The organism is Streptomyces sp. WMMB 714 (assembly GCF_900090125.1).
In the GTDB taxonomy this organism is placed as follows: domain Bacteria; phylum Actinomycetota; class Actinomycetes; order Streptomycetales; family Streptomycetaceae; genus Streptomyces; species Streptomyces daqingensis.
Window position 1 is genome coordinate 1 of the sequence record NZ_FMHJ01000017.1, and the last position, 22,125, is coordinate 22,125.

Sequence of the window (22,125 nt, forward strand, 5' to 3'; positions counted from 1 at the left end):
CCGGGAGATGACCGGGTTGATAGGCCAGATATGGAAGACCCGTGAGGGTTGGAGTTGACTGGTACTAATAAGCCGAGGGCTTGACCATTGATTGCTCGCGTCCACTGTGTCAGTTCTGAGACAACAACCCGCTTGTGATAATTGCAGAGTGAGTGTGTGTTGCCGATACAGGTTTCCACCACCCATGGTGGTGGTGGTGTGTTTCGGTGGTCATAGCGTGAGGGAAACGCCCGGTTACATTCCGAACCCGGAAGCTAAGCCTGACAGCGCCGATGGTACTGCATGCGGGAGCGTGTGGGAGAGTAGGACACCGCCGAACAAATCTTGAGAGAATAGCCCCGTTGGATGGTTAACCCCCCAACGGGGCTATTCTCATTTACCGACCCATGCCCGCGTACAGTTGCCGGCATGGGCAGGTACGACATGGTCGTCTTCGACAACGACGGTGTGCTGGTGGACAGCGAGCCGATCTCCAATCGCGTGCTCGCTGCCTTTCTGACGGAATTGGGACACTCCACCACGTACGAGGAATCGATCCGCGATTACATGGGTGCCGCTCTGCATCGCGTGCACGACGTCGTGTTGGAGCGATCCGGGGAGCGGCTCCCCGACGACTTCGACGACACCTTCCACGCCCGCGTCTTCGCCGCCTTCCGACGGGAGCTGCAGCCGGTGCCGGGCGTCGCCGAGTTGCTGGCGAAGCTGGACGCCGAGGGGCAGCCGTTCTGCGTCGCATCGTCGGGGAGCCACGAGCGTATCCGCGTCACGCTGAGGAAGACGGGCCTGTACGAACACTTCGGTGAACAGCGCATTTTCAGCTCGCAGGACGTGGGACGGGGGAAGCCCGCGCCGGACCTCTTTCTTCATGCGGCCGATGCGATGGGCGTAGCTCCGGAGCGGTGTGCCGTCGTCGAGGACAGTCCGCTGGGTGTGCGTGCCGCTCTCGCCGCCGGTATGGACGTCTACGCCTTTGCGGCGATGACTCCCCGCGATCGGCTCACCGCTGCCGGTGCGGGTGTGATCTTCGAGGAGATGGGCGAGTTGACCGCGCTGCTGGCGTAGAGCCGGGCAGCTTCGGTGCCTGCCGCGGCCCCCGGTACGGTGGCGGGATGAGCGGTGGCGCGCAGTTGATGTGGGACGAGGCAGTCACGGAGTACGACTTCGGTCCCGGGCATCCGATGGATCCGATCCGTCTCGCCTTGACGATGCGGCTCGTCGAGGCGTTCGGGCTCGACGACTTGAAGGATCTGAAGGTCGCCGCGGCCAAGCCGGCGGGCGATTCGACCTTGCGGCTCGTGCACCGTCAGGACTACATCGACGCGGTGCGCAGGCTGTCGGCTGACCCCGCGGCTGCGAACGGCGAGTACGGGCTGGGCACGCCGGACGACCCCGCGTTCGCCGGTATGCACGAGGCGTCCGCTCTGATCGCGGGACAGTCTGTGGCTGCTGCCGAAGCGGTCTGGCGCGGCGAGGTGAAGCACGGTGTCAACTTCGCCGGCGGGCTGCACCACGCGATGCACGCCTCTGCCGCGGGCTTCTGCATCTACAACGACGCCGCGCTGGCCATCGCGCGTCTGCTGGAACAGGGCGCCGAGCGCGTGGCGTACGTCGATATCGACGTCCATCACGGTGACGGTGTCCAGGACGCGTTCTGGAACGACCCCCGTGTGCTGACCATCTCGCTGCACGAGCACCCCCGTTTGCTCTTCCCCGGGACGGGCTGGCCCGAGGAGAGCGGCGGCCCCGAGGCCGAGGGCGGCGCGGTGAACCTCGCCCTCCCCGGCGGAACGGGGGACGAGGGCTGGCTGCGTGCCTTGCACTCCGTGGTTCCGCAGCTGCTCGAAGGGTTCCGGCCTCAGGTGCTCGTGACCCAGCACGGAGCCGACACGCACTTCGAGGACCCTCTCGCGCACCTCGCCGTCAGCGTGGACGCCCAGCGCCTCGCAGCGGAATCCCTTCACGGCTGGGCCCACGAGTTCTCGGACGGACGGTGGCTCGCCCTGGGCGGCGGCGGGTACGCGGTGGTCGACGTCGTACCGCGGACGTGGACGCACCTGGTCGCGATCGCGGCGGGCGCGCCGTTGCCGCCGGAGACGGAAGTGCCCGACGAATGGCGGCAGTTGGTGTACGCGAAGACGGGAAGCCCGGATTCTCCCCGCCGGATGACAGACGGACGCGAGATCGCCGTGCGCACGTGGGAGGAGACGGGGTACGACCCCGCCGACCCGCTCGACCAGGCGGTTCGCGCCACACGCAACGCCGCTTTCCCCGCGCGCGGGATGATGCCCTGACCGGGCCGGGACCTGAGGGCGCCTGACCCGGGAGACTGGCCGGGACGCGTCCCAACAAGCCCCGTCTGCCCGGCAGTCGGCGTTCCCTGCTGAGGACCCAAGACCCGCGCGGCCGGCGTGATCCGGAAGTCCGGAGGCAGAGCACCCGAGCCGACTCCTGGATCTCTACGCCTCATTCGTCCCAGGGCCCTCGTCGGCGTCGTGCACTCTCCTCACATCAGAGCAGTGGAGACGTGTCGACATAACGACCCGGTTCGGCGTACGCCATCTCATCCTCGCGGACGCGCCGACGGCTGTGTCGGCTGCCGGTGCCGGCGCGCGTTCTCCCCGTCATGCGCCGGTAGTTCACGCCTCTTCATGGGTCCGGTCCGGTGAGGTGTGGAGCGACGCGAGGACGGTGTGCCGACCGTCGCCGCGGCGGTTCCGGTGTCGCGCCCAACGGGTCTGCGCAGCAGGTCAGTTGGGTAGAGATGGGTGCAGGCCCTCCAGGACGCGCGGCATACCGGTGACGGCGGCGGACGCGTCGGTGGGCTCGCGGCGGCGCCCGCCGATGACGCTGCGCGGTCCGCCTACTACCGTCCGCAGACGCGCTATGTACTCAATCGGGCCCGTCTGTCACAGTAGGAGGCCGATCGCTACTCCTCTTCCCCACTTGCATCACCCGCCCCTAATCTGGGGAGGAGCGCGCATGCGAGCGGGAGTCGCCGGAAGGGGAAGCCGGTGACCGACATGTGCGGAAGGTTCAGGTGTGACATGGCTGCTGGCAAGGGACCTCTCAACGAGGTCAACTTTCTGACCGTGGCGGAAGTCGCCTCGGTGATGCGAGTGTCCAAGATGACCGTGTACCGGCTGGTGCACAGCGGTCATCTGCCGGCGATCCGGGTGGGAAGGTCATTCCGGGTCCCAGAGCAGGCCGTCCATGAGTACCTCCAGGAGTCGTACGTGGGGGTGGAGACCGCCTGACGGCCGCCCGCTGACCCACCCTCGGATTACGAGCTGCCCCCGGCGGCGGGTAGGCTGAACCTCATGTAGGTCGTGTGGGCTCGGACGCCCCGCGCCGAGTGAAGGCAGTTCCCTCCGCGTCGGCGGGGATGATTTGTGAGCGAGGGTAGTCGTGGGCTCTGTTATCAAGAAGCGGCGTAAGCGGATGGCCAAGAAGAAGCACCGCAAGCTCCTCAAGCGCACGCGTGTTCAGCGTCGCAACAAGAAGTGAGCGAGCGCCGGGTACGTAAGGGACCGCCGTTCTGCCGCCCGCACCGAGCTGTGCGGGACGGCAGGGCGGCGGTTTCGTGTGCGCCGTCCCCCTTGTCCCGCGGTTTCGCCGCAGGCGGTGCCCCGCGGACCGGTTTCGGGCGCGGGAGCGAGGACAGGCGGTAGACGGACGGCGCGGCCGCGCCGTCGAGCCGCGGTACGGACCGGCCGCGTGCGTGCGGCATGGGAGGAATCTTGGGCAGGGTCGTGCTCGTCACCGGAGTCGCCCGCCAGCTCGGCGGCCGCTTCGCCCGCCGGGTCCAGCGCGAGCCCGACGTGGACCGCGTCGTGGGCGTGGACGTGCTGGAGCCCGCGGACGATCTGGGCGGTGCGCAGTTCGTCCGTGCGGACATCCGGCAGCCGGAGATCGGCAGGGTGCTGGCGGAGTACGGGATCGACACCGTCGTGCACATGGACGTCCATGGCAGCCCCCTCGCCGTGCCGGGCAGCGGCAACCGCAGCTCGGTGAAGGAAACCAACGTCATAGGGACGATGCAGCTGCTCGGCGCCTGCCAGAAGGCACCCTCGGTGCGGCGGCTCGTCGTGAAGTCGACGACCAGCGTGTACGGCGGGGCGCCACGGGACCCCGCGCTCTTCGACGAGTCGACTCCCGCCAAGTCCCTGCCCAGCGGCGGCTTCTCGAAGGACGCCATGGAGGTCGAGGGATACGTACGGGGGTTCGCCCGGCGCCGCCCCGACGTGTCGGTGACCGTGCTGCGCTTCGCGCACGTGCTCGGCCCGTCGGCGGATTCCCCCCTCGCTGCGTACTTCGCGCTGCCGGTCCTGCCGACGGTGCTGGGTTACGACCCCCGCCTGCAGTTCGTGCACGAGGAGGACGCCGTCGAGGTGCTGCGGCTTGCGGCCCGCGAACCGCGGCGGGGCACCCTCAACGCGGGGACCTTCAACATCGCCGGGGAGGGCACTCTGCTGCTCTCCCAGTGCGCGCGGCGGCTCGGCCGGCCGACGGTGCCGCTGCTGCTCCCCGCGATCCGGTGGGGCAGGTCGCTGCTGCAGACGGTCGGGGCGACCGACTTCTCGCCGGAGCAGGTGCGGTTGCTGACCCACGGGCGGGTCGTACGGACGGTGCAGATGCGTGAAGTGCTCGGTTTCGAACCGCGGTACACGACGGCGGAGACGCTGGAGGCCTTCAGCCGCAGCAAGGGTCCCGGCCTGCTGCCGCCCGAGGCTCTCGCGCGTACTGTCGACAGGCTGGCGGGGCTGGTCCGTCCCGGGCCCGCGGGATCCGGGGAGCGAGAAGGCGAGGAGGCCGGAAGGCATGGGTGAGGCGAAGGTCATCCCGTTCGGCTCGCCGGACGACGGCTCCGGATCCGGCCGCCGCGGCAACAGGCAGGGCGGGCAAGCGAATCCGGGCGGCGGCGCGTCCGCCTCCGGCGCCGGCGGACATGAGTCCGGGCAGGCGGCAGGCGCCCCCCGCGCGGACGACCCGGGTACCGAAGGCCCGGGGCAGGGCGGCGGGAGCTGGGAGCAGAAGGTGGCTCAGGGCCTCGCGTTCCTGCGCCGGCGGGTGACGGGGGAGTACGAGGTCGACGACTTCGGGTACGACCCGGAGCTCACCGACCAGGTGCTGATGTCGCTGCTGCGCCCGCTGTACGAGAAGTACTTCCGCGTCGAGGTGCGGGGCGTGGAGAACATCCCGGACGACGGTTCGGCCCTGGTCGTCTCCAACCACTCCGGCACCCTGCCCATGGACGGGCTGATGCTGCAGGTCGCCGTCCACGACAACCACCCCGCTCAGCGCCATCTGCGCCTGCTGGCGGCGGACTTGGTGTTCATGCTGCCGGTGGTCAACTCCATCGCCCGCAAGGCCGGCCACACGCTGGCGTGTGCGGAGGACGCGGAGGCGCTGCTGGGCAGGGGCGAGGTCGTCGGGGTCATGCCCGAGGGCTTCAAGGGCCTCGGCAAGCCCTTCTCGGACCGCTACAAGCTGCAGAGGTTCGGGCGGGGCGGGTTCGTCTCGACCGCGCTGCGGGCGGGGGCGCCCATCGTGCCGTGCTCCATCGTCGGGGCCGAGGAGATCTACCCGATGGTGGGCAACTCCCGTACGCTCGCCCGCCTTCTGGGCTTCCCGTACTTCCCCGTCACGCCGACCTTCCCCTGGCTGGGGCCGCTCGGCGCCGTTCCGTTGCCGACGAAGTGGACGATCCAGTTCGGTGAACCGATCGAGACGGACGGATACCCGGCGGGGTCGGCCGACGACCCGATGCTGATGTTCAACCTCACGGACCAGATCCGGGAGACGATCCAGCACACGCTCTACAAGCTTCTGGTGCAGCGAAGGTCCGTCTTCTTCTAGGTGTACTGACCTGATGCGCTTCCAGCGCCTTTCCGAGGGCGCCGTCCACGCCGCGAGCGGTGCTCGTGGGCGCGGTGGGAGGCAGCCGGAAGCAGCGGGAGGCAAGAGCGAAGGCCCCTCCGCGTACCCGGCGCGTACGTCCGGGCGTGCGGGAGGGGCCTTCGGTCCGCGAGTTCAGTCGTCCGCCGACAGGTTCCGCAGGTCGGGGAGGACGTCCGGGACGATGGGCGGAAGGGTCACCTCGGAGCCCGGGAGCGGGCGTCCGTCCTTGCCGGGGCCCGGACGGTGGGGATCGCCCTGCTGGTCCCCCTCCGGGCCCAGGAGGCCGCCGCCGCCGATGAGTCCGCCCGTGTGCGGCGTCGAACCGGACGGTGAGGGGGAGCCGCGCTCCGTGCCGTCCCGCTCGCTGTCTTTCCCGGAGCCGGAAGAGGAGCGCGGCTCGGGCGACTCGTGCTTGTCCGTACGGTCCGCACCGCCCTTGCGGGGGGTGCGCGGGGCGTCGAGCGCGGGGTCGGTGAGGAGCCCGCGGATCGGCTCGATGTCGTCGTCCATGGCGGCGAGGACGGAGTTGACCTCGTCGCGCACGTCCGAGAGCTGGGGCGGCAGCCGGTCCTTCATGCGGGCCCAGCTCGCCCCGTGGTCGGCGCGGAAGGACGAGAGGGAGCGCATCGGCTCGATGCTGCCTTCCCTGGCGTACGCGGCGTTCAGCAGCCTGTGGCCGTCGGCCGCCTCGTTGCGCATGCCTGACAGGGCGCGGCGCACCTCGGCGAGCGACTCGTAGTCCAACTCGGCGCCGCCCCTTGCCCGTTCCATGAGCCGGCGGGCCTCCTGCATGCGCGTCGAGGCATGGTCGAGGTGGACGTTGCCGCGCTCCGCCTCGTCGTCGGCCATGTCCAGGCGGAGGTCCTCCATGCCGCGCTTGAGGCCGTACAGCGAGTCGCCCGGAAGGGCGTCGCCGCTCGCGGCGGCGACGCCGCCGAGAGCGGAGGCCGCCACACCGACACTGAGCCCGCTCGCCGCGAGTCCCTTGGTCAGCCGGGAGCGCGGACGGAGCTTGCTCACGGGGGTGGGAGCGCGGTGCGCCCCCTTCCTGCCGCGGCCGTCGCGCTGCTCGGGGACCTGGCGGGCGCGTGCCTCCGGTGAGGCGAACTCGGCCTCCATGGCGGCGATCAGCTGCGCCCGCTGGACTGTCTTCACCTCCGGGTCCAGCGCCGGCCGCGGCAGCTCCGCGAGCTGCCCGGCGATCTGCAGGAGGCGGGGGTGCCCGGGATCGCCCGCACCTTCGCACGGGGTGCAGGTATCATCTCCGCCGCTCTCGCTCCCGCCCGTCCGGGGCGGAGGCTCAGGGGTGGGCCGAAAGACACGTGCGCCCCCGTCTTCCGCCGCTCGGTCGGCCGCCGCCGCCTCTTCGAGCTCCCGCTCGTCCAGGGCATCGGCGAAGGCGGTTGCCCGCCTGCTCGTTGCCACGGAACCGATCACGGGCGGCACCTCCTCTCGTCAGCACGGTCCAATCCCCGGCACGGTCGGAAGGTCTTCGGCAAAACCGCTCGTCTTCACTCGGAAGGGTGAGTGACTACTTGCGCGACACGGTTGCGGGGAGTCTGCAACTCCCACAACGAGCCGCAAGCCAGTCGGGTTACGGACTCACGATGATGTGACCGCACGCGTCTCGGGGGTGACTGAACGTCACTGAACTGCCGCTGCGGGCAAGGCCGTTGCAGCGGCAGTTCAGAGTTCGTGCCCGGTGTTCGCCGGCGTTCCCGCGAGAGGCGGTGCCGGGTCAGCGGGCGTCCTGCGGGAGCAGACGCGCGAGAGTGCGGACCGCCCTGTACTGCAGGGTCTTGATGGCGCCCTCGTTCTTGCCCATGGCGCGTGCCGTCTCGGCGACGGAGAGGCCCTGCAGGAACCGGAGTGTCACGCACTCCTGCTGCTGCGGGTTGAGCCGGCGTACGGCCTCCAGCAGCGCGGCGTTGGAGAGCGACTCCAGGACGGAGTCCTCGGGGCTCCGCTCGACCTCGTTGGCGTCGAGCATCTCCCCGGTGGTCACCTCCAGCCGGAACCGGCTGGACTTGAAGTGGTCGGCGACGAGGTTCCGCGCGATGGTGACCAGCCACGCGCCGAAGTCGCGCCCCTGCCAGGTGAAGGTCCCGATGCGCCGCAGCGCCCGCAGGAACGTCTCGCTCGTGAGGTCCTCGGCCGTCGCCTTGCCGCCGACGCGGTAGTAGATGTAGCGGTACACGGTGTCGCTGTACTGGTCGTAGAGGCGGCCGAAGGCCTCGGACTCCCCCGACTGCGCACGCTCCACCAGCTCCATCATCCGGCGGCTGTCGGTGTCGCTCGCCGCCGGACGGGCCCGGCGTGCGGTCGAGGTGCCCGCGCTCCCGGAGGCTCCGCCGCGGGTGCGTCTGCCGATGTTCCCGGCAGGGGCCGCGGCGGCGGTGGCCTGCGCCGCGCTCGCGGGGGCCGCGGCGGGGGCGGAACGGCCGCCCAGTGCGTGGCGACGGCCGGCGGGGACGGGCGCGGCCATGGCGAAGGCGGGGACGGCGTACGTGTGGGGGACGAGTGTGCGTAGCCGGCCGACAGCGGCAACGACCGTGCTGCGCAGCGTAGCCAGGCCCGAGGCGTCAACCCCGACGTGTGGGTACACGGGACTCCCAGAGGCAGAGCTTCCATCACGTGCAGTACGGAACCGTTCGACCCGGATTGGGGCGGGTGGGTACCGATTGCGTCTGAGGAGAATAACGCTTCGTACAGACAGTGCTACGCCTAGTTGCTGAAATCGCCGGTTCAGTCGGTTGTGTTACGCATTGGTGCCCATCCGGACACCGACTGTGATCGGCTCTCTGACCGCTTCCTGTCCGCAACTTGTCGTTTGGATGGCGTCTTGTGCTCGAACGTCCGAAGCGTGACTGGCGGGAGCGGGGGCCGGGCGGGATGCGGGAATTGCCTCATCGCCCGGGCGCGCAGCGTGAGTTCGGTCGACGCGGAGAGCGCCGCAACGGGGGGAGTCAGAGCCTGGAGCAGCCGTGAACGGTGCCCCGGCGGGGCTCAGCGCCGGCGTCGCTGGATGGCGACAGCGGCGGCGGCGCCGCCCGCCACCGCGCCGACTCCGGCCGCCGCGGGGATGCTTGCCTTGGCCGCCTTGCGCGCGGTGCGGTAATCCCGCAGCCGCCAGCCCATTTCGCGGGCGTGGCCGCGAAGCCGGCTGTCAGGATTGATCGCATACGGATAGCCGACGAGCGAGAGCATCGGTATGTCGTTCGCCGAGTCGCTGTAGGCGGCGCACCTGTCCAGTTCGAGATCCTCCGCGGCGGCGAGCGCCCGGACGGCCTCCGCCTTGGCCGGGCCGTGCAGCGGCTCTCCGACGAGCCTGCCCGTGTACACGCCGTCGACGGACTCCGCGACGGTGCCCAGGGCGCCCGTCAGGCCCAGGCGGCGGGCGATGATCGTCGCGGTCTCGACGGGAGCGGCCGTGACGAGCCAGACCTTCTGGCCGGCGTCGAGGTGCGCCTGGGCGAGGGCGCGGGTGCCGGGCCAGATGCGGCCGGCCATGTACTCGTCGTAGATCTCCTCGCCGATGGCGGTGAGTTCGCTGACGCTGTGGCCCTTGACGATGGAGAGCGCGCTGGAGCGGACGTCCTCCATGTGGCCCGAGTTCTCGCTGCCCGCCACCCGGAACCAGGCCTGCTGCCAGGCGAACCGGGCGAGTTCGCGCTTCTCGAAGAAGTCCCGCTTGTAGAGGCCCCTGCCGAAGTGGAAGAGGGCCGCGCCCTGCATCACCGTGTTGTCGAGGTCGAAGAAGGCGGCCGCGCGGGTGTCTCCGACGACGGGGAAGACCTCCTCCCCGGGCCCGGCGGCGGCCAGTTCGCGGCCGACCTGCTCCAGTTCCTGCTTCCGGGCGGCCTCCGCCGAAGCCTCGCCCGCCATCACGCTGCGCGCGGTCGCCGAGCGGCTGCGGTGCGCGAGCCAGGCCCAGGCGCGTCGGGGTGAGGGGCGGGAGAGCATGCCTTGAGGATAGCCACCGGATGCGCCGGTCCTGTTACGGCCGGGTGTCCGGTTGTGGGCGATCAGGAACACGGACGGGACGTGCTTCCCGCATCGGTGTGCTGGACGCGCGGTGGGCCAACTCGGCGGTGCGGCCCGGTCGTCGGGCCCGTGCGCTGGTCGGTGGGGTGCCGCGGGGCGGGTGCCGGGTGTGCGCGGGCGCGGCCGGAGGCGCGGATGCCGGATGTGAAGCGGGACGGACATGCGGTGTGGTGTCCGCGAAGCGTGACAATGGTGCGCATGAGGACTGTCACGCTGATCGGGAAGCCCGGGTGCCATCTGTGCGACGTCGCACGGGACGTGGTCGTCCGGGTCTGCGAGGAGACCGGGGCCGCCTGGGAGGAGAAGGACATCAACCAGGACGGGGAGCTGTACCGGAAGTACTGGGAGCAGATCCCCGTCGTGCTGGTGGACGGTGCGCAGCACGACTTCTGGCGCGTCGACCCGGACCGGCTGCGGAAGGCCCTGACGGGCTGAGCCGCGGCGGCCGGCGGCGGCGCGGCGTGACCGGCCCGGCGGCCCGGTCCGTCACGGGCGGTGCACGAGGAGTGGTGCGTGGTGCTGCCGTGGCGTGTGGCGCCGGTCACGTTGAACGGACAAATCGGGCACCAGCTTTGTGCACGCGTTCACAAAGGCATAGCCTGGTTCGCGACGGAGCGGTCCGGGCGCGCACTCGGCGAAGGATCGCTCACCGCTTCGCGCAACCGGCAGGAGCACCGTGGCAACTGGCCGAAACCACCGACCGGCGACGAGCCGGAGCCGAGGAATCCCCGAGGCCACCGTCGCCCGGCTACCGCTGTATCTGAGGGCGCTCACGGCACTGTCGGAGCGCTCCGTGCCCACGGTCTCCTCCGAGGAACTCGCGGCCGCCGCCGGTGTCAACTCCGCCAAGCTCCGCAAGGACTTCTCCTACCTCGGCTCGTACGGCACCCGCGGCGTCGGGTACGACGTGGAGTACCTCGTCTACCAGATCTCCCGTGAGCTGGGACTGACGCAGGACTGGCCCGTCGTCATCGTCGGTATCGGCAACCTCGGCGCCGCGCTCGCCAACTACGGGGGCTTCGCGTCCCGCGGCTTCCGCGTGGCCGCGCTCATAGACGCCGACCCCGTGCTGGCCGGCCGCACCGTTGCGGGCATCCAGGTCGAGCACACCGACGGCCTCGAGCAGATCATCGCCGACAACGGCGTCTCCATCGGCGTCATCGCCACCCCCGCGGGGTCCGCGCAGCAGGTGTGCGACCGGCTCGTGGCAGCCGGCGTCACCTCGATCCTCAACTTCGCGCCCACCGTCCTGTCCGTGCCCGAAGGCGTGGACGTACGGAAGGTCGACCTCTCCATCGAGCTCCAGATCCTCGCCTTCCACGAGCAGCGGAAGGCCGGCGAGGAGGCTCCCGAGGAAGAGGAGACCGCGCCTCCGGCGGCTCCGCCCGCCGCCGCCGTCACCAAGAAGCGTTCCGAGCCCGGACCAGACGGGGACGTCCCCGCCGTGATGCCCGCATGAGTCTGCTGGTCGTCGGATTGAGCCACCGCAGCGCGCCGGTGAGCGTGCTGGAGCGGGCCGTGCTCGCCCCGCAGGTACGAGGGAAGCTGCTGCAGGAGGCGATGAGCGCCGAGCCCGCGGCGGAGGCGGCGGTGCTCTCCACCTGCAACCGCATCGAGCTGTACGCCGACGTGGACAAGTTCCACGCCGGCGTCGCCGAGCTCTCGACCCTGCTCGCCGAGCACAGCGGTGTCGGACTGGACGAGCTCACTCCGCACCTGTACGTGCACTACGAGGACCGGGCGGTCCACCATCTGTTCTCCGTGGCGTGCGGCCTGGATTCGATGGTCGTCGGCGAGGGGCAGATCCTCGGCCAGATCAAGGAGGCGCTGGCGCTCGCGCAGGACCAGCACACCGCGGGGCGGCTGCTGAACGACCTGTTCCAGCAGGCCCTCCGGACGGGGAAGCGCGCGCACAGCGAGACGGGCATCGACAAGGCCGGCCAGTCCCTGGTCACGTTCGGCCTCGAACAGCTCGCCGGTTCCATGCCGGTCGCGGAATGGGTGCGCGGCAAGCGGGCCCTGGTGATCGGCGCGGGTTCGATGTCCTCCCTGGCCGCCACGACGCTCGCGCGCGCGGGTGTCGCCGAACTGGTGATCGCCAACAGGACGCTGGACCGCGCGGAACGGCTCGCCACCGGCCTCACGTCCGGGCTCGCCGCGGGCGCGGCGCCGGCCGCGGCCCTCAGCGGCGGCGACGGCCCCCGCGCGCACGCCCTGCCCATGGACGGGATCACGGCGGAGCTGCCCCGCGCGGACGTCGTCGTCTCCTGCACCGGGGCGACCGGGCTGGTCCTGACGCTCGACGCGGTGCGCGAGGCGCTCGGGCGGCGGGAGGGGGCCTCCTCGCCGGAGCCCTCCGAGCCCATGGCCCTGCTCGACCTGGCGATGCCGCGCGACATCGACGCGGCCCTGCACCGCTCGGAGCTCGGGGGCGGGGTACGCCTCGTCGACATCGAGTCGCTGGCCGAGGCGGCGGCGGACGCGCCGCTCGCCGCCGACGTGGACGCCGTACGCGGCATCGTCGGCGAGGAGGTCGCGGCCTTCGGGGCCGCGCAGCGAGCGGCGACGATCACACCGACGGTCGTGGCCCTGCGCACGATGGCCGCCGACGTCGTCGCCTCGGAGATGGCCCGGCTCGAAGGACGGTTGCAGGGGCTGGACGACAAGCAACGCGCGGAGATCACCCAGACGGTGCGCCGCGTCGTGGACAAGCTGCTGCACGCCCCGACGGTGCGCGTGAAGCAGCTCGCCGGGGAGCCCGGAGGTGCGGGCTACGCCGACGCGCTGCGCGAGCTCTTCGACCTCGATCCGCAGGCGGTCGCCGCGGTCAGCAGCAGCCCCGCGTCCGGGTCCGTCCCGCCGAAGGGCGTCCCCGGGCCGGCCGGACCGCCGGAGCGCACGCCGCAGCACGCTGCGGGAGGTACGACGGAACACTCGCCGGAACGTTCGCGGGAACGTCTTCCGGATCCGACGACGGGCGGTCGGCCATGAACGGGCGGACGGCCGTGAGCGAGGCCCTCACAGGGAGAGGCGGGCGTCATCCTGCCCGGCACGGGCCTGGCGGGGGCGGGCCCCGCGGGGCCGGGCAAGTCAACGAAGGACGCGTCCCGCGCGGCAGCGCGGACGGGCACGACGAGGTGAGCGCATGACCCACACGCCAGAAGCACCGGCCCTGCGGCTGGGCACACGGCGCAGCAAGCTCGCCATGGCCCAGTCCGGCCTCGTGGCCGAGCAGGTGCGCCGGGTGACGGGACGTCCCGTCGAACTGGTCGAGATCACGACGTACGGAGACACCAGCAGGGAGCATCTGGCCCAGATCGGCGGCACCGGCGTCTTCGTCGCGGCGCTGCGCGAGGCGCTGCTGCGCGGCGAGATCGACTTCGCCGTGCACTCGCTGAAGGACCTGCCGACAGCACCGCACGACGATCTGCTCATCGCGGCGATCCCCCCGCGTGCGGACGCCCGCGACGTGCTCATCGCCCGCGACGGCCTGGACTTCGAGCAGCTCGTGCACTCGTCGCGCACCACCGGGAAGGCCGCGACCGTCGGCACGGGCTCGCCCCGCCGGATGGCGCAGCTCAACTCCTGGGCTCGGTCCCTGGGCGGGCGGGTCGAGACGGTGCCCATCCGGGGGAATATCGACACGCGCATCGGGTATGTGCGCTCAGGCGAACTCGACGCAGTGGTGCTGGCAGCCGCCGGGATGGAGCGCACGGGCCGTCTCGACGAGGTCACCGAACTGCTCAGCCCCGACGCTGTACTGCCCGCCCCCGGCCAGGGGGCACTGGCCGTCGAGTGCGCGTCCGCCAACGCGTATCTGGCTGTCCAGCTCGCCGAGCTCGACGACCCGTCCACACGGGCCGCCGTGACCGCTGAGCGAACCCTGCTCGCCGCCCTGGAGGCCGGTTGCAGCGCGCCTGTGGGCGCGCTCGCCGACCTGCGGGACGACGGGCAGGCTGTCACCGAAATGCGCCTGCGTGGCGTCGTCGGAACCACCGACGGCGAGACGCTGGTGCAGCTGTCCACCACCGGTCCCGTACCGGCATCCGGCGACGGCACGACGGTCCCGCAGAACATGGGCCGTGAACTCGCCGACGAGATGCTCGCCAAGGGTGCGGCCGGTCTGATGGGGGAGCGAGCACTTTGAGCCCCACCACTGCCCACAATTCGACAACTCAGCACCTCTACGGTGCACACGGACACGTCACCTTCCTCGGTGCCGGGCCCGGAGATCCGGGTCTGCTGACGCTGCGCGCCGTCGAGGCACTCGCGCATGCCGATGTGCTTGTGGCCGACCCCCAGGTGTACGACGTCGTCCGCACCCACGCTCGGGCAGGGGTGGACACGCCGCTTCGGGATGCTGACGACGCGTCAACTCCCGCCGCGCCCGCGGGCGGTGCAGCAGATCTTGCCATGGCTGCCGCACGCGCGGGCAAGCGGGTGGTGCGTGCGGTCACCGGTGATCCCGGGCTCGACGCCGACGCCGCGAGGGAGATGCTGGCGTGCGCGGCAGAGGGCATCCCCTTCGAGGTGGTGCCGGGTATCGCGACCGCCGTGGGCGTCCCCGCGTACGCGGGTGTGCCCCTCCGGAACGGCCAGGGCACCGACGTCCGCTTCATCGACGCGCGTACAGCGGACGAGAGATGCTGGACGGAGGTCGGGGCGAGCGACGCCACAGTGGTCGTCTCGACCACGCTGGAGTCCGTCGTCTCCGTCTCGGGCGAGCTGGTCGCGGGCGGCCGCAAGCCGGAGACGTCCCTGACGGTCACCGCCGCCGGCACCACGACCCGGCAGCGCACCTGGACGGCGACGCTCGGCACCATCGGGCAGGTGCTGAAGACCGCGAAGGTCCTCCCCTCCTCCGACGGCGGCCAGCCGGTGATAGCCGTGGTCGGGGAGCACGGCACGGCGGCGGAGCGCCCCCAGCTGGCGTGGTTCGAGTCCAAGCCGCTCTTCGGCTGGCAGGTCCTCGTGCCCCGTACGAAGGAGCAGGCCGAGTCGCTCTCCGACCAGCTGCGCAGCTACGGCGCGGTGCCGGCCGAGGTCCCGACGATCGCCGTCGAACCGCCGCGCACGCCGCAGCAGATGGAGCGGGCCGTGAAGGGCCTGGTGACGGGGCGGTACGAGTGGATCGCCTTCACCTCCGTCAACGCGGTGAAGGCCGTGCGGGAGAAGTTCGAGGAGTACGGCCTGGACGCCCGCGCCTTCGCGGGGATCAAGGTCGCGGCGGTCGGCGAGCAGACCGCCAGGGCGCTCGTCGAGTTCGGCGTGAAGCCCGACCTGGTGCCGAGCGGTGAGCAGTCGGCCGCCGGGCTGCTGGACGACTGGCCGCCCTACGACCCGGTCTTCGACCCCATCGACCGCGTCTTCCTGCCGCGGGCCGACATCGCGACGGAGACCCTCGTGGCCGGGCTCATCGAGCTGGGCTGGGAGGTCGACGACGTCACCGCCTACCGCACGGTGCGGGCCTCGCCGCCGCCCGCGGAGACGCGCGAGGCCATCAAGGGCGGCGGTTTCGACGCGGTGCTGTTCACCTCGTCCTCGACGGTGCGGAACCTCGTCGGCATCGCGGGCAAGCCGCACAACGTCACAGTGATCGCCTGTATCGGGCCGGCCACGGCCAAGACGGCGGAGGAGCACGGCCTGCGGGTCGACGTCATGTCCCCCGAGCCGTCGGTGCACAAGCTGGCGGAGGCGCTGGCGGACTTCGGCGCCAAGCGGCGCGCGGAGGCGGTCGCGGCGGGCGACCCGGTGAAGCGGCCGAGCGAGAAGCGCCCGGCCCGGAGGAGGGCACGTACATCTTGAGCAGTGAGCGTTCCGCGGCGGGCGGCTTCCCCGGCGCACGTCCCCGCAGGCTGCGGACGACGCCGGCCATGCGCCGCATGGTCGCCGAGCACCGGGTCCACCCGGCCGACCTGATCCTTCCCGTCTTCGTGCGGGACGGCATCAGCGAGCCGGTTCCGGTCGCCTCGATGCCGGGCGTCGTGCAGCACACGCGGGAATCGCTGAAGGAGACCGCCGCCGAGGCCGTGCGGGCCGGCCTGGGCGGGATCATGGTCTTCGGGGTGCCGAAGGACGAGGACAAGGACGCGGTCGGCAGCTGCGGCACCGATCCCGGGGGCATCCTGCAGGTCGCGCTGCGGGACGTGCGCTCGGAGGTCGGCGACGACATCGTCGTCATGTCGGACCTGTGCCTGGACGAGACCACCGACCACGGCCACTGCGGCGTGCTCGACGCGGACGGCAGGGTGGACAACGACGCCACGCTGGAGCGGTACGCGGAGATGGCGCGCGTCCAGGCGGAGGCCGGTGCCCACGTGCTGGGGGCCAGCGGAATGATGGACGGCCAGGTCGGGCACGCGCGCAGGGCGCTGGACGCGGCGGGCCACGAGGACGTGTCGATCTTCGGGTACACCGCGAAGTACGCCTCCGCTTTCTACGGGCCGTTCCGTGAGGCCGTCGGCTCGTCGCTCCAGGGCGACCGCCGGACGTATCAGCAGGACCCCGCCAACTCCCGCGAGTCGCTGCGCGAGCTCTCGCTCGACCTCGCCGAGGGCGCGGACATGGTGATGGTCAAGCCGGGCCTGCCGTACCTGGACGTGCTGCGGGACTTCGCCGAGCGGGTCGACGTGCCGCTGGGCGTCTACCACATCTCAGGTGAGTACGCGATGGTCGAGGCGGCCGCGCGGAACGGCTGGATCGACCGGGACGCGGCGATGATGGAGACGCTGACCAGCTTCAAGCGCGCGGGTGCGGACCTGATCCTGACGTACTGGGCGCTGGAGGCGGGGCGCAAGCTCTGACCGGTGCCGTTGCCGTTGCGGCGGCGACCGCGACGGCGACGGGAGGGCCGGCCTGCCGCAGGTGCGGCGCCCCCGCCCGCGTTCCGCCGCCGCCTCAGGGCTTGCGGCCGATGCCCGCGTAGAAGAAGGCGTCGGCGTCGGTGATGCCGGAGTCCCCTTCGGGGCGCCAGCGGTGCGTCGAGGTCAGACCGGGCTCGATCAGCTCCGTCCCGTCGAAGAAGCGCTCGATCTCCGCCCTGGTGCGGATCTGCGCGGGCGTGCCGCTCTGCCGGTAGACCGCCACGGCGTCGTGGGCCGCGGGGTTGAAGTCCGGTGTCGCGTGCGAGAGGACGAGGAAGCTGCCGGGCGCGAGCCGCTCCACCATGGACCTGACGATCTCGTACGGCCCGTACTCGTCCGGCAGGAAGTGCGTGACGGCGAGCAGCGACAGGGCGACGGGCTCTTCCAGGTCGACGGTGGCGCGCAGCCGCGGCGCTTCGAGGACGTCGTCGTGGCGCAGGTCGGCGTGGACGTAGGCGGTGCGCCCCCGCGGATGGCTGAGGGTCAGCGCGTCGGTGTACTCCAGCACCGTCGGATCGTTGTCGGCGTAGACCACGCGGGCCTCGGGCGCGGCCTCCTGGGCGACCTGGTGCAGGTTGGGTGAGGTCGGGATGCCGGTGCCGATGTCGATGAACTGCCGCACTCCGTACTCGGCGGCGAGGGTGCGCGTGGCCCGGTGCATGAAGTCGCGGTTCGCGCGGGCTCCGGTGACGATGAAGGGGAAGACCTCCTTCACCTTCTCCGCTGCCTCCCGGTCGACGGGGTACCAGTCCTTGCCGCCGAGGTAGTAGTCGTACATCCGGGCCGAGTGCGCTCGGCCGGTGTCGATCGGGGGAGGCTGTGCGCCGGAACCGGTCATGGTCGCTCTTCCGTTCCTCGTCTGCCGCCGGCCGTGCGGTCCGCTCGACCGGGCGAGCGCGGCTGTTCGGCCCGTCCGGCGTCAACATGCCTTCAGGGCGGGCGGGTTGAACGTACCAAGGAGCGTGCGGACGCTCGCGGCGCGCACGGGAGCCCTCACGTGATCGCCGCTGTTCGGGCGCGAATCCCGCCCCTTCAGGCGGCGTGCTCAGCGAGGTGCACGGGATGTACGGGGTGCCCGGGGCGCACGGGACATGGCGGCCCTCACGCGCCCGTCCCCCTCTCCGCCCCGGGAACGGGATCGCCGGGATCGCCGGGACCGAGCTCCACGACGAGGTCGGCGGCGTCCCGGCACGGCGCGATCCGCCGGGCGTTGGCCTCGTCCGAGCGGTGCACCCAGCTCTCGGCCTCCGCGCGGCTCTTGCCGTACCGCATGTGGCGGTCGATCAGCCTGCGCAGACGTACGTCCTCGGCCGGGCCGACCCACCAGCATGTGTCCAGCAGGGTCCGGACGGGCCGCCACTCCGGCTCGTCCAGCAGCAGGTAGTTGCCCTCGGTGACGACGAGCGGCACGTCCGGCCGCACCGGCAGCGAACCCGCGACGGGCTGCTCCAGCTCGCGGTCGAACGCCGGGGCGTAGACGGTCTCGCCGCCCTGGCTCCGCAGCCGCCGGAGCAGAGCGGCGTAGCCGTGGGCGTCGAACGTCTCCGGGGCCCCTTTGCGGTCGAGCAGCCCGAGGCGGCGCAGCTCGACGTCGGCGAGGTGGAAGCCGTCCATCGGGACGTGTACGGCCCGGCCGGGGCCGAGCGCCTCGGTGAGCGAGGCGGCGATCGTGGACTTGCCCGCGCCCGGCGGCCCCGCGATCCCGAGGATGCGGCGGCCGCCGGAGTCGGCCGACTGCTGCGCCAGCGCGAGCAGCCGGCCGAAACGACGCGCGGTCTCGCGGCGTGTCACGGCAGTCCGGCGGCGGTCAGAAGACGCCCTGGCCGGGAGTGAGGATGCCGGACGGGTCGTAGCGGTGGCGGGCCGCCGCGAGAGCGGGGAACGCGGGACCGAAGTGGTCGCGCCAGTCGGCCCGGTCGAAGGGGACGGAACCCACCGGGTACTGCTTTCCGCCCGCGTCGCGCACCTGCTCGTACGCCGCGCGGTTGTCGGCGAGCAGGCGCTTCACGGTGGCCGGGTCGCCGGGCGGACCGGTGCGCAGCACGGCCAGCAGGTACGGCACCGGGTCGGAGGGCATCCGCAGCAGCGGCGTGCGCAGCACCTTCCTGCGCAGCGGGTAGAGCAGGACGACACCGCTCGACCCGATGTCCTCGGGACGGAGGCCCCCGAGGATGTCCGAGGCCAGCGCTTCGACGGAGGAGGAGGGCAGCAGCAGGTTGAGCCAGGGGTGCGGGTCGTCCCAGACGCCGGACTCCTTCTGCTCCTCGACGGACGGAGCGAGCCTGTCGAGGAAGGTGTAGTAGTCGAGCGTCTCCGCGGTCATGCCCGCCTGCTCGAACCGCAGCCCGGCCAGGAGCTCGCCGTCGTCGGGCTCCGGCCTGGGGGCACCTCCCAGGCCGGAGGCTCTGGGGGAGGGCGGGCCGTACGCGACGGCTTCCAGCACGTGGACGCGGAAGGCGCCCGTCTCGTCGGGGAGGACGAGGCCCTCGACGTAGTCGAACCTCCCGTCGGTGACCAGCCGCCGCTGGTCCTCCAGGTACGTGCCCAGCTCCGCGTACGGGAGCTGGAAGTGCCTCACGGTCTCCGGCGCGCGTACGAGGCGGATCGTCGCGCTGACGACGATCGCGCACTGGCCGAGGCCGGCCCGTACGGCGTCGAACAGGTCCGCGTGCCGGCTCGGCGAGCAGCGGACCAGCTCTCCGGCGCCGGTGACGACCTGAAGCTCGGTGACGTTGTCGGTCTGGGCGCCGTGCCGGTGGGTCTGACCGCCGAGACCGCCCACGGAGAGGGTGCCGCCGACGGACAGTTCGAGGTAGTCGGTGAAGACCGGAGGCGTGAGGCCGTGCCGCAGCGTGGACTTGGCGACCCGGCTCCAGCGGGCGCCGGCGCCCACCGTCACGGTGCCGCCGCGGACGTCGCCGATGTGGTCCAGCGGCGTCGTCTCGACGACCAGGCCGCCCTTGACCTGGGCCTGGCCGAACGTCGTGTGCCCCTGCCCGCGCGGGGCGACGGGGATGCCGTGACGGCGGCAGAAGCGCACCATCACCACGATGTCCCGGACCGAACCGGGACGGAGGACGGCGGCGGGCCTGCGGTGGACGATGTGTCCGAAGTCCTCGGCGGCGGCGTCGCGTGACGCGTCGTCGGTGAGCAACGACCCGTCCAGGGGCGGGACTTCGTGGAACGGGGAGCGGGAAGGAGTCGGCCGCTCCGTCGCCCATGCCCGGGCTGCGGGGTCGAATCCGACGACGGCGGCTGCCGTGGCCAGGCCGTACAGTGCGGTCCGTCTGGTGGGTTCCGGGCGCATGCGGGTCCTCCTGGGGGCCGGCGGGTGATGGAGTCTCAGGCGGTGGATGCTACTTGCAAGCACATGCGCCGGGCTCGCGGTCGCGAGGGCCGACCCCCGGGAGGGTGAGCGGCGGGCGGGGGCTCCGGGACGGCGTGCGGTGCCGCGCCGGGACCGGACAGCGGCGCCGGCCGGGCGGCGCTGCCGCACCGTCAGCCGTCGCCGCCGCCCCGCCGGCAGGAGACGCTCAGAGCCGCTCGGGCGTGCGGATGCCCAGCAGCGTCATGCCCTCGCGGAGGGTGCGGGCCGTCAGGTCGCAGAGGAAGAGGCGGTTCTCGGCGGCCTGCTGCGAATCGGCCTTCAGCACGGGGCAGTTCTCGTAGAACGGGCCGAAGAGCGTGGCCAGTTCGTACAGGTACGCCGCGAGCTTGTGCGGCTCGTAGTTCTCCGCGACGGCCGTGAGGGTGTCGCCGAACTCGTCGAGGTGCAGCGCGAGGGCACGCTCGGCGGGCTCCAGCGCCAGCATCGGATGCACCTGCGGCCGCAGCTCTCCCGCCCGGCGGAAGATGGACCGCACCCGCGCGTAGGCGTACTGCAGGTAGACGCTGGTGTCGCCCTGGAGGGAGACCATCCGGTCGAGGTCGAAGACGTAGTCGCGCGTCATCGAGTTCGACAGGTCGGCGTACTTCACGGCGCCGATGCCGACCTGGGCGGCCCGCTCCTGGATCTCCTCCTCGGTGAGGTCCTGCGCCTTCTCCCGCACCACGACGGCAGCGCGCTGCTTCGCCTCGTCCAGCAGGTCCACCAGGCGCACGCTCTCGCCCTCGCGGGTCTTGAACGGCTTCCCGTCCTTGCCCAGGACCGTGCCGAACGCGAGCTGCCGCGCCGCGCCCTCGGGGAGCCAGCCCGCCCGCCGGGCGGTCTCGAAGACCATGCGGAAGTGCAGCGCCTGCCGGGCGTCCACGACGTAGAGGATGGTGTCCGCCTGGAGCTTGCCCACGCGGTCGCGGATGGCGGCGAGGTCGGTCGCGGCGTATCCGAAGCCGCCGTTGGACTTCTGGACGATCAGCGGAGTCGGAGTGCCGTCGGGACCCTTGACGTCGTCGAAGAACACGCAGAGGGCGCCCTCGGAGCGCACGGCCACGCCCGAGGACTCCAGGTCCTTCACGACCTGCTGGAGGTCGTCGTTGTAGGCGCTCTCGCCGACGATGTCCTTGTCGAGGATCTCCACGTCCAGGTCTTCGTAGACGGCCTGGAAGTACGTCTTGGACTCGTCGACGATCTTGTGCCAGAGCCTCCGCGTCTCCTCGTCGCCCGCCTGCAGCGCGACGACGCGGTCGCGCGCCCGCGCCTTGAACTCCTCGTCGGAGTCGAACAGCGAGCGCGAGTCCTTGTACAGCCGGTTGAGGCGGGCCATCGCGGCCTCGCCCTCGTCCCGCCCGTCCCCGGTGTCCGACGCGTGGTCCAGCTCGTGCGGGTGCTCGATCAGGTACTGGATGAGCATGCCGAACTGGGTGCCCCAGTCCCCGATGTGGTGGCGCCGGACCACCGTCTCGCCCCGGTGCTCGAGGATCTTGGTGACGGCGTCGCCGATGACGGTCGAGCGGAGATGGCCGACGTGCATCTCCTTGGCCACGTTCGGCTGCGAGTAGTCGATCACCGTGACGCCGGGGGACTCCGCGTACGGCACGCCCAGCCGCTCGTCGTCGGAGCGGGCCGCGAGGTTGCGCAGCACCGCCGCGTCCGAGACGACGATGTTGAGGAAGCCCGGACCGGAGACCTCGACCGAGGCGATCTCCTCGTTGGCCGGGATGCTCTCCACGACGGTGCCCGCGAGCTCACGCGGGTTGGACTTGAGGCGCTTGGAGAGCGCCAGCATGCCGTTGGCCTGGAAGTCGGCCCTGTCGCTCCGTCGCAGCATCGGGTCCAGCCAGTCGGCGGGAGTCTCCTGCGGCACTGATGCCGACAGGGCCTCCGCGAGGCACTGGTGGAGCGTGGCGGCGAGCGAAGGGACCGAGGCCATGAGTGCGAGCC

The 22,125-nt window shown here is 71.5% G+C and carries 19 protein-coding genes and 2 rRNA genes; 14 read left to right on the forward strand and 7 right to left on the reverse strand.

The annotated features are described in order from the left end of the window. The 8 genes from H181DRAFT_RS25515 to H181DRAFT_RS25550 all read left to right on the forward strand — a co-directional run. Nucleotides 1–88 (forward strand): 23S ribosomal RNA (locus H181DRAFT_RS25515); the annotation flags it as partial. A gap of 114 nt (nucleotides 89–202) precedes the next feature. Then, nucleotides 203–319 (forward strand): 5S ribosomal RNA (gene rrf, locus H181DRAFT_RS25520). 89 nt (nucleotides 320–408) lie between these two features. After that, the gene (locus H181DRAFT_RS25525) at nucleotides 409–1,062 is read left to right on the forward strand and encodes an HAD family hydrolase (protein ID WP_045866803.1); all 654 of its coding nucleotides are present in this window, start codon (nucleotides 409–411) and stop codon (nucleotides 1,060–1,062) included. 47 nt (nucleotides 1,063–1,109) lie between these two features. Further along, on the forward strand, nucleotides 1,110–2,291 hold the full coding sequence (locus H181DRAFT_RS25530) for an acetoin utilization protein AcuC (protein ID WP_045866804.1): 1,182 nt from the start codon (nucleotides 1,110–1,112) through the stop codon (nucleotides 2,289–2,291). 753 nt (nucleotides 2,292–3,044) lie between these two features. Then, nucleotides 3,045–3,254 carry a helix-turn-helix domain-containing protein gene (locus H181DRAFT_RS25535; protein WP_158677109.1) on the forward strand — a complete coding sequence of 70 codons (210 nt, stop codon included), beginning with the start codon at nucleotides 3,045–3,047 and terminating at the stop codon, nucleotides 3,252–3,254. A 151-nt stretch (nucleotides 3,255–3,405) separates the two neighbouring features. Further along, nucleotides 3,406–3,504: a 30S ribosomal protein bS22 gene (locus H181DRAFT_RS25540; protein WP_003948845.1), complete on the forward strand. Its 99-nt coding sequence runs from the start codon at nucleotides 3,406–3,408 to the stop codon at nucleotides 3,502–3,504. Nucleotides 3,505–3,737: 233 nt separating this feature from the next. Beyond that, entirely contained in the window at nucleotides 3,738–4,826 is a 1,089-nt protein-coding gene (locus H181DRAFT_RS25545) for an NAD-dependent epimerase/dehydratase family protein (RefSeq protein ID WP_045866805.1), read from the forward strand. Next, nucleotides 4,819–5,856 carry a lysophospholipid acyltransferase family protein gene (locus tag H181DRAFT_RS25550; RefSeq protein WP_045866806.1) on the forward strand — a complete coding sequence of 346 codons (1,038 nt, stop codon included), beginning with the start codon at nucleotides 4,819–4,821 and terminating at the stop codon, nucleotides 5,854–5,856. The genes H181DRAFT_RS25545 and H181DRAFT_RS25550 overlap by 8 nt, the downstream gene beginning before the upstream one ends. A gap of 174 nt (nucleotides 5,857–6,030) precedes the next feature. Here the strand turns inward: H181DRAFT_RS25550 and H181DRAFT_RS25555 are convergent, their stop codons facing one another. From H181DRAFT_RS25555 to H181DRAFT_RS25565, 3 genes are all read right to left on the reverse strand, one after another. Further along, nucleotides 6,031–7,335, reverse strand: coding sequence for a DUF5667 domain-containing protein (locus tag H181DRAFT_RS25555; protein WP_045866807.1), 1,305 nt, complete (start codon nucleotides 7,333–7,335; stop codon nucleotides 6,031–6,033). A 301-nt stretch (nucleotides 7,336–7,636) separates the two neighbouring features. Beyond that, nucleotides 7,637–8,503: an ECF subfamily RNA polymerase sigma factor, BldN family gene (locus H181DRAFT_RS25560; RefSeq protein WP_045866808.1), complete on the reverse strand. Its 867-nt coding sequence runs from the start codon at nucleotides 8,501–8,503 to the stop codon at nucleotides 7,637–7,639. A 401-nt stretch (nucleotides 8,504–8,904) separates the two neighbouring features. Further along, nucleotides 8,905–9,861 (reverse strand): HAD family hydrolase, encoded by a 957-nt coding sequence (locus H181DRAFT_RS25565; protein ID WP_045866809.1) that lies wholly within the window; start codon nucleotides 9,859–9,861, stop codon nucleotides 8,905–8,907. A gap of 279 nt (nucleotides 9,862–10,140) precedes the next feature. Between H181DRAFT_RS25565 and H181DRAFT_RS25570 the strand changes: the two genes are divergently transcribed. From H181DRAFT_RS25570 to hemB, 6 genes are all read left to right on the forward strand, one after another. Beyond that, complete coding sequence (locus tag H181DRAFT_RS25570; protein WP_045866898.1) at nucleotides 10,141–10,377, forward strand: glutaredoxin family protein; 237 nt, start codon at nucleotides 10,141–10,143, stop codon at nucleotides 10,375–10,377. A gap of 241 nt (nucleotides 10,378–10,618) precedes the next feature. Continuing rightward, complete coding sequence (locus tag H181DRAFT_RS25575; RefSeq protein ID WP_045866810.1) at nucleotides 10,619–11,401, forward strand: redox-sensing transcriptional repressor Rex; 783 nt, start codon at nucleotides 10,619–10,621, stop codon at nucleotides 11,399–11,401. Next, entirely contained in the window at nucleotides 11,398–12,933 is a 1,536-nt protein-coding gene (locus H181DRAFT_RS25580; RefSeq protein WP_078895976.1) for a glutamyl-tRNA reductase, read from the forward strand. The genes H181DRAFT_RS25575 and H181DRAFT_RS25580 overlap by 4 nt, the downstream gene beginning before the upstream one ends. Before the next feature lie 154 nt (nucleotides 12,934–13,087). Further along, nucleotides 13,088–14,089 carry a hydroxymethylbilane synthase gene (hemC, locus tag H181DRAFT_RS25585; RefSeq protein ID WP_045866811.1) on the forward strand — a complete coding sequence of 334 codons (1,002 nt, stop codon included), beginning with the start codon at nucleotides 13,088–13,090 and terminating at the stop codon, nucleotides 14,087–14,089. Then, a complete protein-coding gene (locus tag H181DRAFT_RS25590) occupies nucleotides 14,086–15,747 on the forward strand; it encodes a bifunctional uroporphyrinogen-III C-methyltransferase/uroporphyrinogen-III synthase (RefSeq protein ID WP_045866812.1) in 1,662 nt (553 codons plus the stop codon). The genes hemC and H181DRAFT_RS25590 overlap by 4 nt, the downstream gene beginning before the upstream one ends. Continuing rightward, the gene (gene hemB, locus H181DRAFT_RS25595) at nucleotides 15,744–16,745 is read left to right on the forward strand and encodes a porphobilinogen synthase (RefSeq protein ID WP_045866813.1); all 1,002 of its coding nucleotides are present in this window, start codon (nucleotides 15,744–15,746) and stop codon (nucleotides 16,743–16,745) included. The genes H181DRAFT_RS25590 and hemB overlap by 4 nt, the downstream gene beginning before the upstream one ends. A 94-nt stretch (nucleotides 16,746–16,839) precedes the next feature. On the opposite strand, the gene H181DRAFT_RS25600 is transcribed toward hemB, so the two are convergent. From H181DRAFT_RS25600 to argS, 4 genes are all read right to left on the reverse strand, one after another. Further along, nucleotides 16,840–17,643 carry an SAM-dependent methyltransferase gene (locus H181DRAFT_RS25600; RefSeq protein WP_045866814.1) on the reverse strand — a complete coding sequence of 268 codons (804 nt, stop codon included), beginning with the start codon at nucleotides 17,641–17,643 and terminating at the stop codon, nucleotides 16,840–16,842. Between the two features lie 263 nt (nucleotides 17,644–17,906). Beyond that, a complete protein-coding gene (locus H181DRAFT_RS25605) occupies nucleotides 17,907–18,596 on the reverse strand; it encodes a nucleoside/nucleotide kinase family protein (protein WP_045866815.1) in 690 nt (229 codons plus the stop codon). Between the two features lie 16 nt (nucleotides 18,597–18,612). Beyond that, entirely contained in the window at nucleotides 18,613–20,112 is a 1,500-nt protein-coding gene (locus tag H181DRAFT_RS25610) for an FAD-binding protein (protein ID WP_045866816.1), read from the reverse strand. 226 nt (nucleotides 20,113–20,338) lie between these two features. Continuing rightward, entirely contained in the window at nucleotides 20,339–22,114 is a 1,776-nt protein-coding gene (gene argS, locus H181DRAFT_RS25615; protein ID WP_045866817.1) for an arginine--tRNA ligase, read from the reverse strand. Nucleotides 22,115–22,125: the final 11 nt, after the last annotated feature.

Excerpts from the sequence above, each read along its gene's own strand:
- H181DRAFT_RS25550 (WP_045866806.1), top strand. The coding sequence starts at position 4,819 with ATGGGTGAGGCGAAGGTCATCCCGTTCGGCTCGCCGGACGACGGCTCC.
- H181DRAFT_RS25530 (WP_045866804.1), top strand. The coding sequence starts at position 1,110 with ATGAGCGGTGGCGCGCAGTTGATGTGGGACGAGGCAGTCACGGAGTAC.
- H181DRAFT_RS25600 (WP_045866814.1), bottom strand. The coding sequence starts at position 17,643 with ATGACCGGTTCCGGCGCACAGCCTCCCCCGATCGACACCGGCCGAGCG.
- H181DRAFT_RS25580 (WP_078895976.1), top strand. The coding sequence starts at position 11,398 with ATGAGTCTGCTGGTCGTCGGATTGAGCCACCGCAGCGCGCCGGTGAGC.
- H181DRAFT_RS25525 (WP_045866803.1), top strand. The coding sequence starts at position 409 with ATGGGCAGGTACGACATGGTCGTCTTCGACAACGACGGTGTGCTGGTG.
- H181DRAFT_RS25570 (WP_045866898.1), top strand. The coding sequence starts at position 10,141 with ATGAGGACTGTCACGCTGATCGGGAAGCCCGGGTGCCATCTGTGCGAC.
- argS (WP_045866817.1), bottom strand. The coding sequence starts at position 22,114 with ATGGCCTCGGTCCCTTCGCTCGCCGCCACGCTCCACCAGTGCCTCGCG.
- hemC (WP_045866811.1), top strand. The coding sequence starts at position 13,088 with ATGACCCACACGCCAGAAGCACCGGCCCTGCGGCTGGGCACACGGCGC.
- H181DRAFT_RS25565 (WP_045866809.1), bottom strand. The coding sequence starts at position 9,861 with ATGCTCTCCCGCCCCTCACCCCGACGCGCCTGGGCCTGGCTCGCGCAC.
- H181DRAFT_RS25535 (WP_158677109.1), top strand. The coding sequence starts at position 3,045 with ATGGCTGCTGGCAAGGGACCTCTCAACGAGGTCAACTTTCTGACCGTG.
- H181DRAFT_RS25610 (WP_045866816.1), bottom strand. The coding sequence starts at position 20,112 with ATGCGCCCGGAACCCACCAGACGGACCGCACTGTACGGCCTGGCCACG.